This is a genomic window from Micropruina sonneratiae (assembly GCF_025972045.1).
Lineage (GTDB): Bacteria > Actinomycetota > Actinomycetes > Propionibacteriales > Propionibacteriaceae > Micropruina > Micropruina sonneratiae.
The window spans coordinates 42,741-56,450 of record NZ_JAPDHX010000002.1; the positions used below are offsets into that span (position 1 = coordinate 42,741).

The window sequence follows — 13,710 nt, forward strand, 5'->3', positions numbered from 1 at the left end:
CCCGATCCAGGCCTGGTCAACGGAGCCCCGGGCTGCCACTGCCTGCACGGACGACCCGTTCCCCCCACGCGATCTCCAGGACCGTGACGCGCCAGCGTCCACGCCGGCGCTCCAGCCGCATCGCCAGGGCGCGGGATTGTTCCTGCAGCGTGAGCCGGACGGCGGCCTCGGCCACGTCGTCGGTGGGCAGCTGGACGTGGACGCTGGCCACCCGCAGGTCCGGTCGGGGCTGTTCGGCGAACTCACGCACCTTCTCGAGCACGGGCCGGGTCACGTGCGGCACCAGGTGGAAGGGTGGGCGGCGTCCGCGTAGCACCTCGATCATCGCCCCCGCGAGCCGGGTCGCCGTCATCCGGGCCGCCGCGTCGACGGTTGCGGTCGGCACGACCTCGGGTTCGGGAGCGGACCAGGGCAGCAGGGGCTGCTGCACCGGTTCGAGGTAGCGCGGCTGAAGCAGCTTCAGCGCGGGTGCGACGGCAACGGGAGCGAGGTGCAGCTGCACCTGATCGGTGTCGCGACGGGCGGCCATGGCCAACTGTCTCCCGCGCGGCGCGGTTCGAACGGAACGTTCCCGCCGGCCTGTGGACAACTCCGTCAGGGCGAGAACAGCAGCACCAGCCCGGCCACCGTGTAGCCCACCATCAGGACCAGCATCGGCATCTGGCCGCGCACCGTGCGGCGTCCACCCAGCGCCACGAGCGATCGGTCGTGGGCGATCAGGACGCCCAGCAGGTGCCCGATCACGATGGCGCCGAGTTGGATCAGCGCCACCGCCTCGGGATGGTCGAAGATGCCGGTGTCGACCCCCCACTCGGCGGTGCCGAACACGTTCCAGCCGAGCCCCAGCGGGTCGGACGCCAGGATCGCCGTCCGCTGCCCCTCGAGCACCAGCAGGCTGAGGTAGTGGGCGGTGCTGTAGCCGACCACGATCGGCACCAGGCTGGCCGCCAGCCGGTCGGACCACCCTCGTCTCGTCGCGGCCGCGGCGAGCGCGAACGGCGCTCCGACCAGCAGCACCATGCCGAGCAGGCCGAGGGTGCCCCACAACTCCCGCGGCAGGCTCGAGGTTTGCACCCAACCGACCCAGCCGGTGGTGTTGGTGAAGCTGTCGTAGGCGGTGATGCCGAGCAGCGTGCAGCACACCCAGGCCGCCCCGCGGGGAACGGACGCCGTGGCGGCGTGCCGCAGCGGGTTGACCAGGTGCACGGTGCCGTCGATGCGCTGCCACGGCGACAGGATCGCCACCCGTTCGGCGAACACCTCGAACGGGTCGGACGCGGCGATCCAGCGCTCGCCGAAGACAACCGCGCCGCCGAGCACCGTCACCACCCAGCCGATCGTCCACCAGCGCACGACGCCCAGGGTGTCGTTGTCCGGCTGGACGAGTTCCAGCCAGGCGAAGCCCAGCAGGGCCCCCACTCCGGGCAGGACGCCGATCCGGCGCCAGGCGTCCTGGCTGAGGGGCCGCAGCGGTGCTCCGGCGGCTCGCGCCAGCCTGGCCAGCGTCCGCAACGGATTGGTCAGCCGCCACACCGTCCCGAACAGCACCGAGACCGGCACCAGGCCCACCCACAGCCACACGAAGACGAAGCCGAAGATCGGGTTGGTGACCCGGTCCTGCCCGAACCAGAGCGCGAGTGCCATCCAGGCGTAGAGCCCGAGCGCCAGCAGCCGCAGCAGCGCGCGGGTCGGTCCGGCGTCCACCAGCCTGGTGAGCCTCGGCAGCGGCAGCCCGCCCGCCGTGCTCCAGCGCGGACGTCGCCAGGCCAGGACCAGGGCGGCGAACGACACCACCAGCGCCAGCGCGGCGCCCAGTACGACGAACTCGAACGGCAGTGGAAGATCCTGGCGGGAGCCGAGACCGTGCAGCGGCAGCCTCACCGGACGAGCAGCATCACGATCAGCAACTCCGGATGGTGCGACTCGACCTCGTAACGACCGCTGGTGTCGATCGACAACTCCACCCGCTGGTGCTCACCGGCGCCGATCTCGATCTCACGGTCGATGCCGTGGACGTGCACCTCGTCGTCGCGGTCTGAGGTGATGTCGAGCACGAACGGCTCGCCCCTGGCCAGCTCGACCCGGTCGCCGTTGGGGGATGCCTTGCCGTCGGCGAGCTCGATGGTGATCGTCGTCACCCCTCGGCTGGGCGCCTCGCTCGGCGTGGCGAGCGGGGTCCCGCCTGCGCTGGCGACCGGTGTGACCGGCGCGGTCGATCCGGGATCGGTCGGGCTGTCGGTGGACGGTGGCGTGGCCGGTGAGCCGGCGCAGCCCACGAGGGCCAGCAACGACGTCGCCACGACCAGGAAGCTGCGCACCGCCCGATTCTTGCACGCTCGGCAGCCCGTTCCGGGTGCGGTTCGGGCGGCCAGTAGGCTGGCCCCGTCCGAAATCGCTCGCCCAATCAGGTGCCGCTCGTCCAGCTGCGCGAGCGGAACCTGGTTCGGCGAGCGATTACGAGGGGAGAGGTCGTCGTGGCGGAACCGGTGAGCATGGCCGAGTCGCTCCTGCTGGCCCGCGACCAGGCCGCCCAGCCGTGGCACCAGGTCGGTGTGCTGATCGTCGAGGGTTCGGCGCCCACTCCCGCCACGCTGGCGCGCCTGGTCGGGCAGCGGATCGGGTACGCGCCGAGGTTCCGGCGCAAGATCGCCGGCACCGGGCTGCAGTCCTGGATCGACGACCGCGGCTTCAAGGTCTCCGGACACCTGCGGGCCGCGAACCGGCCGCCGGGGACGGGCATCTCCGATTGGCTCGACAACCAGTTCGACTCGCCGCTCGACCGGTTGCACCCGCTGTGGGACGCCCAGGTGCTGGCCGACGTGGCACCGGGTCGGTGGGGGCTGGTGGTGCGCGCCCATCCGGCCCTGGTCGACGGCTCGGACAACGTGCACCTGGTGCACGAACTGCTCGACGAGCAACCCACGCCGATCAGCGGCGACGTGCCCGCCTGGGAACCTGCGGTCGACCAGCCGCCCGGTTTCGGTGCCCTGTTCAAGAACCTGACCGACCCCCTGCAGGCGCTGCGGGACGCCGCGGCCGGCCTGGGCGGTATGGCCGAGAACGGCGTCCGCCAGGCGACGGCGACCCCGGTGCAGCGGCACCAGAACACCGTGGAGTGCGCACTGGCCGACCTCAAACGGGTGGCCCGGGGCGCCGGCTGCACGGTGCACGACGTGATCGTCGCGCTCGCCACCGCCGGCGTCCGGGGCTGGCAGATCGCCAATGTGGGCCGGCTCAGCGACCCGGTCGCCCTCGTCCCGCTCGCGGTGGACGACGCCGGAGCCAGCGCGATCGGCTGCGCGGTGGCACCCCAGTACATCCAGTTGCCGGTCACCACGACCACCGCCGCGGACCGGCTGACCGCCATCGCCACGCTGACCCAGGCCCGGATCGACTCCGACGCACTGGTGCCGGCCGCCGAGCTCGTCGACCAGGCCGGGTTCACCCCGGCCACCACCCACGCCGTGGCCGCCCGGACGGTCGCCGGAGGGCGTCCGCACCAGGTGTTCATCAGCAACGTGCCCGGCCCGGCCACCCCGCGCTGGCTGGGCGAGCAACGGGTCCGGATGCTGCACGCGTTCGCGTCCACCGTCGACGAGCAGGTGATCAGCGTCGGCGTGACCAGCCTGGACGGCCGGATCAGTTTCGCCGCCACCGGGCAGGGGCTGCTGCACTCGTTCGCCCGGGATATCGGCGACGAACTCGGCGTGCTGCTGCGGGCGGTGGCGTGATGCTGGTGTTCGTGCCGCTCAGCGCGGCCGAACTGGCCGCCTGGGCCGATTCGGGCGCTCGCGCAGCCGGCATCGGTCACGCGGTCACTCCCGCGCTGCGCGACGCCTTCGGCTTCGCCGCCACCGACGACGAGGACGCCGAACACACCGCCCTGCACGTGGCCGGCCTGGCCGGACTGCTGGCGCACGGCGTCCGTCTGGTGGCGGTCGCCGAGGCGTCCGGGAGGCCGGTGCCGGACTCGGACTTCGGCGAGGTTCTGCTGGGAGAGCTGCCCTGGGCGGCGGTGACCGCCCTGTTCAGCGATGACGCGCCCGAGCAGGCCGCCGCGCTGGCCGGGGCGGTCGGTGCAGCCGATCTCACCGGGGCCTGGGACGATACGCGGGTCGCCGACTTCCTCGCCGAGCACGAGCTGCTGTGGCACGGTCCGGGGGAGTGGGCCGCGCTGGTCTGACGTCCGCCCGATGAGCGGAGGTTGATCCACTTCGGGCACCGAACACGGTGCCCGAAGTGGATCAACACTCGAAGTCCGGTCGAGGGCCGGCAGGGCACCCACCCGCCCGGTGCTGGCACGACGAGGGGTGATGGGGCAGGCTGGGGGCACCCGCGGTAAAGGAGGCGGCAATGCCACGATCCATCTGGAAGGGTGCGATCTCGTTCGGGCTGATCACGATCCCGATCAAGGTGTACGGGGCGACCGAGACCAAGGACCTGTCGTTCCGCCAGGTCCATCCCGAGGACGGTGGCCGGATCAAGTACAAGCGGGTCTGCGAGGTGTGCGGCAAGGAGATTCCCTACACCGAGATCGCCAAGGGCTACGAGACCGGCGACGGCCGCATGGTGATCCTCGAGCCGGAGGACTTCGAGAACCTGCCGCTGGCCAGCTCCAAGGCGGTCGAGGTGGTGCAGTTCGTGACGACCGACGAGGTCGACCCCACCTACTTCGAACGCACCTACTTCCTCGAGGCGGACGGCCCCGGCGCCAAGCCGTACGTGCTGCTGCGCCGCGCTCTGGCGGACGCCGGCAAGGCCGCGGTGGTGAAGGTGGCCCTGCGCTCACGCGAATCCCTGGCGCTGATCCGGGCCAAGGACGATCTGCTGCTGATGCACACCATGCTCTGGCCAGACGAGCTCCGCGACGGCTCGTTCGCCGAGCCCGGTGACGACGTGAAGGTGTCGGACGCCGAGGTCGAGATGGCGCGCCTGTTCATCGACCAGCTGAGCGGCGAGTTCGACCCGACCCAGTTCACCGACGCCTACCGGGAGGCCCTGGAAGAGGTCGTGCAGGCGAAGCTGGCCGGCACGCCGGTACCGACCGAGACCGAGGAGGCGCCGAAGGAGGCCGAGGTCGTCGACCTGGTGGCCGCCCTGCGGGCCAGTGTGGAAGCGGCCAAGAAGCGACGGGAAGAAGCGGCGAAGGCAGGCTGACGCACGATAACTACTTCGGTTCACCCATCGATCGAGCGGAGAAATTGTGGTCGCAACTGGGGTGGTCTCAGGTAATCTGTAGCCGTGGATGCTATCACTCGTGTGCCCGTGCCGGTCAACGAACCGGTCAAGACCTACGCGCCAGGCAGCCCCGAGCGCGCCGAGCTCGAATCGGCCCTGAAGGAACTCGCCGACGCCGAGCCTCTGGAACTGACCGGCACCTTCGGTGCCGAGCGGCGTCCCGGCAGGGGCGAGGACCGCTACGAGGTGCGGATGCCGTCCGACACCGCACACGTGCTCGGCTACGTCCAGCAGGCCAATCACGCCGACGCCGAGCAGGCCGTCGCCGCTGCGGTCGCCGTGAGCCGCGAGTGGGGTGAGCTGCCCTACGACCAGCGGGCGGCGATCTTCCTGCGGGCGGCCGACCTGATCGCCGGGCCGTTCCGGGCCTGGATCAACGCCGCGACCATGCTGGGCCAGGGCAAGACCGTGCAGCAGGCCGAGATCGACTCCGCCTGCGAGCTGGCGGACTTCCTCCGCTTCAACGCACATTTCGCCCAGGAGATCTACGCCAACCAGCCGCAGAACAGCGCCGGGGTCTGGAACCGGATGGACTACCGCCCGCTCGAGGGCTTCGTCTACGCGATCACGCCGTTCAACTTCACCGCCATCGCCGGCAACCTGCCCACCTCGGCCGCGTTGATGGGCAACCCGGTGCTCTGGAAGCCGGCGCTGACTCAGATGTTCGCCGCCGAGGTGATCGTGGACGTGCTGCGCGCCGCCGGACTGCCCGACGGCGTGATCAACCTGGTGCCAGGGCACGGCAAGGAGGTCTCGGACGTCGCGCTGGCCCACTCCGACCTGGCCGGCATCCACTTCACCGGGTCGACCCGGGTGTTCCAGGGGCTGTGGTCGCAGGTGGGCGCGAACATCGCCAACTACCGCAGCTATCCGAGGATCGTCGGCGAGACCGGCGGCAAGGACTTCGTGCTGGCCCATCCCAGCGCCGATCCCGAGATGGTCACCACCGCCCTGATCCGGGGCGCGTTCGAGTACTCGGGCCAGAAGTGCTCGGCCGCCTCGCGCGCCTACCTGCCGCGCTCGCTGTGGAACGCGATCTCCGACGACCTGATCGCCCAGACCGAGGCGCTGAAGGTCGGCGACGTGCGCGACTTCAGCAACTTCACCTCGGCGGTGATCGACGAGCGTGCCTTCGACAAGCTCTCCGGCGCCATCGAGACGGCCCGCAGCAGCTCCGACGCCCAGATCGTCGCCGGCGGCAGCTACGACCGCAGCGAGGGCTGGTACGTCAGGCCCACCCTGATCACCTCGGACAATCCCAAGCAGGACATCTTCGTCACCGAGTACTTCGGCCCGATCCTGGGCATCCACGTGTACGAGGACGCCGACTTCGACTCGGTGCTCGATGCCGTCGACACCGCCTCGGCCTACGCGCTGACCGGATCGATCCTGGCGACCGACCGGAAGGCGGTCGAACTGGCCCAGCAGCGGCTGCGGTTCACCGCCGGCAACTTCTACATCAACGACAAGCCCACCGGCGCCGTCGTCGGCCAGCAGCCGTTCGGTGGCGCGCGGGCGTCCGGCACGAACGACAAGGCCGGGTCGATGTGGAACCTGATGCGCTGGGTCAGCCCCCGCGCCATCAAGGAGACGCTGGTGCCGCCCACCGCCACTGGTTACCCGCACATGGACTGAGGTCGTTCCTCCCGGTCTGCCGACCAGATCCCGGCGTGCGCCGGGATGACGGGGTTGCGCGCCGGGGGACGTTCTGCCCGATGGGTGGGACGAGGTTTCTCGTCCTCCCGGGCTTGCCACGGGATCACCGGTGCGCCCGGTCGGTGCGTGATAGACCGTTACTACAGCCTGTAGTTCAGCAGGTCGCACGCGGCACACAGGGGACAACGGTTATGGGCATGGCAGGTCATCCGCACGGAATCGGCTCGGTGCGTCCGGTCGGCTGGGCCTACGACCGGGCCCCGATGATCATCTACTGGGAACTCACCAACGCGTGCGGGTTGGCCTGCCGGCATTGCCGGGCCACCGCCATGCCGCTGCCGGCGCCCGGGGAACTCACCACCACCGAATCGGTGGACCTGCTCGACGACATCCTCGGCTTCGACGATCCGCTGCCGCACGTGGTCTTCACCGGAGGCGACCCACTGCGCCGGCCCGATCTCGACCTGCTGCTGCGCGAGGCGCGGGACCGCGGCATCGGCGTCTCGCTGGCCCCCGCCGTCACGCCCCTGCTGACCCGCGAGCGGCTCGCCGAGGTGGCGCAGGCCGGAGTCCAGGCCATCTCGCTGAGCCTGGACGGCTCGAACGCGGCCCTGCACGACGGCGTCCGGGGAGTCGAGGGCACGTTCGACTCGACGCTGGAGGCGCTGCAGTGGGCCAACGAACTCGACGTGCCGGTGCAGATCAATACGCTGGTCACCGACACGACCGCCGCCGACCTGCCCGCTATCTACGAACTGCTCTCCACCCGTACGCTGCTGCGCTGGAGCCTGTTCTTCCTGATCAGCATCGGGCGCGGCAGCCAGCTCACCGAACTGTCCGCCGGTGAGGCCGAGAGGCTGATCGTCTGGCTGAACGGCCTGGCGCGCACGGCGCCGTTCCAGGTGAAGACCACCGAGGCCATGCAGTACCGCCGGATCGCTGCCCGGGCGGCCCGCCGCCGCGGCCTGTCGGACGCCGAGATCGAGGCATCGCCGATGGCGCGGGGCTTCGGCATCCGCGACGGCAACGGCATCGTGTTCGTCTCCCACGACGGCAACGTGACGCCGTCGGGATTCCTGCCCCTGCCGGTCGGCAACGTGAAGCAGGAGTCGCTGGTCAGCCTGTATCGCGACGAACCGACCATGCGTTCGCTACGGCGTCCGGAACTGTTCAAGGGGCGCTGCGGCCGGTGCGAGTTCAACCTGTGGTGCGGCGGATCGCGGGCCCGCGCCTACGCCTGGACCGGGGATGTGCTGGAATCCGATCCGCTGTGTCCCTACGTCCCCGAGGCGGACCGGGCCATGGCGCACGCCTGAGGTCGCTCAGGAAGGCTCGCCGGCCCGGGCGGCCAGCCATCGATCGCCGACCCGTTGCTGCATCGAGAAGCCTTCGGTGAGCGCGGGAGCGGCCTTGGCCTCGAGCGACTTGCCGACGAGCGGCACCTTGATGGTGAACTCGCCGTCGAAGTCGATCAACGTGCCGCGACCACCCGGCCGCAGGTTCACCTCGACCTCGGCGCGGGCCGGCATCCCCTTGACCGTCAGCTCCAGCCGACCGGTGCGGGCGCCGTCGGCGTCCGGCGCGTTCCAGCGCAACGCCTGCAGCAGCGTCAACGACTCGCCCAACAGGCCACTGACCGCCGACGGCGTCCGCATGGTGCGCTCGACGGCCGACAGGTGAGGGGTCGCGTCCACCCGGTGCTCCAGGTCGCCGGAGGCGACGCAGACCTCGCCCAGGAAGACGGGATCGCTGAGCATGGCGTGGGTGGTGGCGGGGTCCGCGGCGAAATCGTTGCGGGCATGGATGTGCATGGGGGCCATTGTGCCGCAGCACTTCCCGCCGATGCTGGCTAGAGTGTCCAGGCAGGTGGTGTGGTCCGGGCGAGGAGGCATTGTGGCCGCAACAAATCCGTCGAGAGTTGACTGGATCAGTAAGTTGACCGCTGATCTGGGTGAGTTGGTGAAGGATTCCCAGGTCGGCGACGTGCCGACGGGGTTTGCCGAGCAGTACCTGCGGCACCTTCCCGACGGCGAGTTGGTGGTGCTGGATCCGCAGCACGTGGCCCGGCTGATCGAGGCGCACCTGGCGGTCGGGATGGTGCGCCGGCCGGGTGAGTCCGAGGTGGGTGTGCGTGTCGCGGACGCCAACCATCCCGGCGACTCCACACTGATCCTGATCGTCACCGACGACCGGCCGTTCCTGGTCGACACCGTCAGCATGAACATCACCCGGCGCGGCTGGAGCATCCGGGGACTGTTCCACCCGCAGGTCACGGTCCGCCGCGACGGCGACGGCACGGTGACCGCCCTGGTCGAACCCGGCCACGGCGTCGAGGAATCGTGGATCTGCGTCGAGGTCTTCCCGCCGCTGGGCACCGCCGCCGACGAGCTGGCGGGCGACCTGCAGGCCGGCATCGTCGAGGGCCTGGCCGCGGTCGAGGCGGCCGTGGACGACTGGCGGCCGATGCAGCGCCGGCTCGCCGAGACGATCGACTGGCTCAACGACCACCCGCAGCCGGTGAGCCCGCACGACGTCCGTTCGGTGACCGATCTGCTCGACTGGCTGTCATCGGGCAACTTCGTCCTGCTCGGCTACCGCGAGTCGCGGGTCACCCCCGCCGGCGCTTTCGAGCCGGTGCCGGGTGAGGGCCTGGGCATTCTGCGTGACGAGTCGGGCACCGACGACTTCTCGGCGGTGCCCGCCGACGGCGACCGTGCGCTGCTGGTGCTCACCAAGGATTCCCGGCGTTCCCCGGTGCACCGTCCGGCCTACCTCGACTACATCGGCATCCGGCTCTACGACTCCCGCGGCGAGCTGACCGGCGAGCGGCGCTTCCTCGGCCTGTTCTCGGCGACCGCATACGGCGAGACCGTCTGGAAGATCCCGACGCTCGCACAAAAGGCGCAGTGGCTGATCGACCGCTCCGGCTTCGACCCGCAGAGTCACGGCGGTTCGGCGATCCGGCAGGCGATCGACACCTACCCGCGCGACGAGCTGTTCCAGGCCAGCGCCGAGGAGTTGTTCCCGGTGATCTCCCAGGAGGCCCAGTTCAAGGACCGCCGCATCGTGCGGGTGTTCGTCCGGCGCGGCACCTACGGCCGGTTCATCTCGGTGCTGGTGTACCTGCCCCGCGACCGCTACACCACCGACGTGCGCGAGGCGATCCAGGACATGCTGCTGGAGGAGCTGGGCGGAGAGTCGCTCGAGCACCAGGCCCGGGTGTCGGAGTCTGTGCTGGCGCGGCTGTTCTTCGTGGTGAAGCGTCCCGACGGCGACCCGTTGCTCGGCGACATCGACGAGGCGTCCCTCCAAGAGCGCATCGAGGCGATCACCCGCAGCTGGGAGGACGAGTTCGAGCTCGCCGCTCAGCATCTGGCCAGCGAGGCCCGCGGCGTCGAGTTCAGCGACGCCTACAAGGAGGAGTACGCCGCCGCTGCCGCGGTCGAGGACCTTCGGCTGGCCAACGGTCTGGACGCCGACGACGACCTGGCCTACCAGGTGTATGCGCCGGTATGGGAGAACGACGAGGCCGACGTCCGGTTCAAGGTGCTCGGCTACCGGCACATGTCGCTGGCCGAGGCCATGCCGCACCTGTCGGTGCTGGGCGTCGAGGTGGTCGACGAGCGGCCCTTCGAACTCAAGCTGCGCGGCCGGGTCGTCTACCTGTACGACTTCGGGCTCAAACTGACCGGCGACATGGACGCCGGCGAGGACTGGGGCCCCGAGCTGCAGGACCGTTTCATCGACGCGTTCGACGCGAGCTACCGGGGCCGGGCCGAATCGGGCAAGTTCAACCGGCTGGTGATGACCGGGGGACTGACCTGGCGCGAGATCGCCTGGCTGCGCGCGATCTCGCGCTACCTGGTGCAGGCCGGGATTCCCTACAGTCAGCCGTACGTGGCGGCCGCCCTGAACGACAACCCGGAGATCGCGGCGGCTCTGGTCTCCGCGTTCCGGACGAAGTTCGACCCGGCCGCCGCCTTCAGCGACGACGAGCCGCGCGCCGCGGCCGTCGACGCCGCGTTCGCCGGCATCGAACAGCAGCTCGCAGACGTCGCCAGCCTCGATGCCGACCGCATCCTGCGGATGTTCCTTTCGGTGCTGCGGGCGATGGTGCGCACCAACGCCTTCCAGCCCGACGCCCCCGCGCACGCGTTCAAGCTGCGACCCCGCGAACTGTCGCTGCTGCCCGAGCCGCGACCGATGTTCGAGGTGTTCGTGTACTCGCCGCGGGTGCAGGGCGTCCACCTGCGCTTCGGCACCGTCGCCCGCGGCGGGTTGCGCTGGTCGGACCGCCGGGAGGACTTCCGCACCGAGGTGTTGGGCCTGGTCAAGGCCCAGATGGTCAAGAACACGGTGATCGTGCCCACCGGCGCCAAGGGCGGCTTCGTGCCGCAGCAGCTACCCGACCCGAGCGTCGACCGGCAGGCGTGGCTGGCCGAGGGGGTGGGCAGCTACCAGGTGTTCATCACCTCGCTGCTCACGCTTACCGACAACATCGTCGCCGGCGAGGTGGTGCCGCCGCCCGACGTGGTCCGCTGGGACCCCGACGACCCCTACCTGGTGGTGGCCGCTGACAAGGGCACCGCCACCTTCTCCGACATCGCCAACCGGATCTCGCTGGAGCGAGGTTTCTGGCTGGGTGACGCGTTCGCGTCCGGCGGTTCGGCCGGCTACGACCACAAGGGGATGGGGATCACCGCCCGCGGGGCGTGGGAGTCGGTCAAGCGTCACTTCGTCGAGTTGGGCCGCGATTGCCAAGGTGAGGACTTCACCTGCGTCGGTATCGGCGACATGGCCGGCGACGTGTTCGGCAACGGCATGCTGCTCAGCCGGCACACCCGGCTGGTGGCGGCGTTCAACCACCTGCACGTCTTCCTCGACCCGGACCCGGACGCCGCAACGAGCTACGCCGAACGGCAGCGGCTGTTCGACCTGCCCCGCTCGTCGTGGGCCGACTACGACTCGTCGCTGATCTCCGCCGGAGGCGGGGTGTACCCGCGGACGCTGAAGTCCATTCCGATCAGTGCCCAGGTGCGTGCCGCGCTGGGCCTGCCCCACGAGGTCGCCGCGATGACCCCGGCCGAACTGATCCACGCGATCCTGAAGGCGCCGGTCGACCTGCTCTGGAACGGCGGCATCGGAACCTACGTGAAGGCGTCCGGCGAGACCAACGCCGAGGTCGGCGACAAGGCCAACGACGCCGTGCGGGTGAACGGCGAGGAGGTGCGCGCCAGGTGCGCCGGCGAGGGCGGCAACCTGGGCTGGACGCAGCTGGGCCGGGTCGAGTACGCCCTGGCCGGGGGCCGGATCAACACCGACTTCATCGACAACTCGGCGGGGGTGGACACCTCCGACCACGAGGTCAATATCAAGATCCTGCTCGCCGATCGGGTCGCGGCCGGCGAGTTGAGCATCGAGCAGCGCAACGAGCTGCTGGCGTCCATGACCGACGAGGTGGCCCACCTGGTGCTCGCCCACAACTTCGACCAGAACATCGCCCTGGCCAACAGCGCCAGCCGCAGCGCAGAACTGGCCAGCGGGCACGAGGTGTGGATGCGTGCGCTCGAGGACGCCGGCTACCTCGACCGGGAGATCGAGTTCCTGCCGAACTCGCGGGCGATGAAGGCGCGACAGGAGGCCGGGCAGGGACTGACCCGGCCCGAACTGGCGACCCTGTTGGCCTACACGAAGATCTATCTGTCCGAGCAGGTGCTGGCCACGAACCTCCCCGACGACCCCTACCTGGCCGACCGGCTGATCCAGTACTTCCCGAAGGAACTGCAGCGCCGCTACACCGAGCAGATTCCGAAACACAGGCTGGCAAGGGAGATCATCACCACGGTCGCGGTCAACCGGTTCGTCAACAGCCAGGGCATCACCGCCTTCCACCGCCTGTCGAGCGAGACGAGTGCCCCCGTCACCGAGGTGATCCGGGCACAGCTGGCGGCCCGGTCGATCTTCGCGGTCGGCCGCTCCGAGGTGGCGCTGGCCAGGCGGACCGAACTGGACGCCGCCGTCGGCACCGAGCTGCGGATGGCGTTGCGCCGGATGGTCGAACGGGGCACCCGCTGGCTGCTGGCCAGCCGCCGTTCCGGCATCGACATCGTCGCCGCCACCGGCCAGTTCACCGACGGCGTCCAGCAGGTGCGGGAGTGGCTCGGTGACCTGTTGACGCCGCGGCAGCAGGCTCGCGTCGAGGCGAACCGGGAGCGGTTGACCGGGGTGGGCGTGCCGGAGGAGCTGGCCACCGAGATCGCTCACGACGCCTACGCCCACTTCGCGCTCACCATCGTCGACATCGCCGACCGGCTCGGCGTCGACCTGCGTCGGGTCGCCGAGGTGTACTTCGCGCTCGCCGCGCAGGTCGGTCTGGACGCACTGGAGGCCTCCATCGTCGGTCTGCCGCAGGAGGACAAGTGGGGCACCCTGGCCAGGGCCGCGTTGCGCGAGGACGTCCACAGCGTCCACGGCGAGTTGACCGCCGCGGTGCTCTCCGGTGGCGGCGACTCCGAGCCGGCGGCACTGGTGTCGGACTGGCTGGCGTCGGTGCCGGGGGCGCGCGAGAAGGTGACCACGCTGCGCCAGGTCTGCGACGAGCCCGACGTCGCGCGGATGAACGTCGGCGTCCGCACGGCGCGGTCGCTGCTGCCCGCCTGACCCTGTCCGTGGTCCCGGGCTCGTCCCGGGAGCTGGTTGACCGGCCTCGCCGAGAACCCGTCGTTCCGGTCGTGCACGGGAGAGGCCGTGAAAACGCTGCACCCGCTGATTCGTCGACAGCGGTGATCCAGATGCCCACCCGAGCGTCGGCGTCCG

10 protein-coding genes are annotated in these 13,710 nt (G+C 70.3%); 6 read left to right on the plus strand and 4 right to left on the minus strand.

Features of this window, described 5'->3' with window-relative positions:
* Positions 1-16: 16 nt before the first annotated feature.
* The 3 genes from OIE40_RS05345 to OIE40_RS05355 all read right to left on the minus strand — a co-directional run bounded on the left by OIE40_RS05345 (position 17) and on the right by OIE40_RS05355 (position 2,318).
* Complete coding sequence (locus OIE40_RS05345) at positions 17-529, minus strand: Rv3235 family protein (RefSeq protein WP_264700774.1); 513 nt, start codon at positions 527-529, stop codon at positions 17-19.
* A 65-nt stretch (positions 530-594) separates the two neighbouring features.
* Complete coding sequence (locus OIE40_RS05350; RefSeq protein WP_264700776.1) at positions 595-1,881, minus strand: hypothetical protein; 1,287 nt, start codon at positions 1,879-1,881, stop codon at positions 595-597.
* Positions 1,878-2,318: a cupredoxin domain-containing protein gene (locus OIE40_RS05355; protein WP_264700779.1), complete on the minus strand. Its 441-nt coding sequence runs from the start codon at positions 2,316-2,318 to the stop codon at positions 1,878-1,880. The genes OIE40_RS05350 and OIE40_RS05355 overlap by 4 nt, the downstream gene beginning before the upstream one ends.
* A 174-nt stretch (positions 2,319-2,492) precedes the next feature.
* On the opposite strand from OIE40_RS05355, the gene OIE40_RS05360 reads away from it, so the two are divergent.
* The 5 genes from OIE40_RS05360 (at position 2,493) to OIE40_RS05380 (ending at position 8,210) form a co-directional block, all read left to right on the plus strand.
* Positions 2,493-3,731 carry a wax ester/triacylglycerol synthase domain-containing protein gene (locus OIE40_RS05360; protein ID WP_264700781.1) on the plus strand — a complete coding sequence of 413 codons (1,239 nt, stop codon included), beginning with the start codon at positions 2,493-2,495 and terminating at the stop codon, positions 3,729-3,731.
* Complete coding sequence (locus tag OIE40_RS05365) at positions 3,731-4,183, plus strand: DUF6912 family protein (protein WP_264700783.1); 453 nt, start codon at positions 3,731-3,733, stop codon at positions 4,181-4,183. Before OIE40_RS05360 ends, OIE40_RS05365 begins: the two co-directional genes overlap by 1 nt.
* A gap of 170 nt (positions 4,184-4,353) precedes the next feature.
* Complete coding sequence (gene ku, locus OIE40_RS05370; protein WP_264700785.1) at positions 4,354-5,157, plus strand: non-homologous end joining protein Ku; 804 nt, start codon at positions 4,354-4,356, stop codon at positions 5,155-5,157.
* A 102-nt stretch (positions 5,158-5,259) separates the two neighbouring features.
* Complete coding sequence (pruA, locus tag OIE40_RS05375) at positions 5,260-6,873, plus strand: L-glutamate gamma-semialdehyde dehydrogenase (RefSeq protein ID WP_264700787.1); 1,614 nt, start codon at positions 5,260-5,262, stop codon at positions 6,871-6,873.
* A gap of 218 nt (positions 6,874-7,091) precedes the next feature.
* On the plus strand, positions 7,092-8,210 hold the full coding sequence (locus tag OIE40_RS05380; RefSeq protein WP_264700789.1) for a TIGR04053 family radical SAM/SPASM domain-containing protein: 1,119 nt from the start codon (positions 7,092-7,094) through the stop codon (positions 8,208-8,210).
* 6 nt (positions 8,211-8,216) lie between these two features.
* On the opposite strand, the gene OIE40_RS05385 is transcribed toward OIE40_RS05380, so the two are convergent.
* A complete protein-coding gene (locus tag OIE40_RS05385) occupies positions 8,217-8,705 on the minus strand; it encodes a DUF2505 domain-containing protein (protein WP_264700791.1) in 489 nt (162 codons plus the stop codon).
* Between the two features lie 124 nt (positions 8,706-8,829).
* Here OIE40_RS05385 and OIE40_RS05390 point away from each other — a divergent pair, with 124 nt between their 5' ends.
* The gene (locus OIE40_RS05390; RefSeq protein WP_264700792.1) at positions 8,830-13,554 is read left to right on the plus strand and encodes an NAD-glutamate dehydrogenase; all 4,725 of its coding nucleotides are present in this window, start codon (positions 8,830-8,832) and stop codon (positions 13,552-13,554) included.
* Positions 13,555-13,710 lie beyond the last annotated feature (156 nt).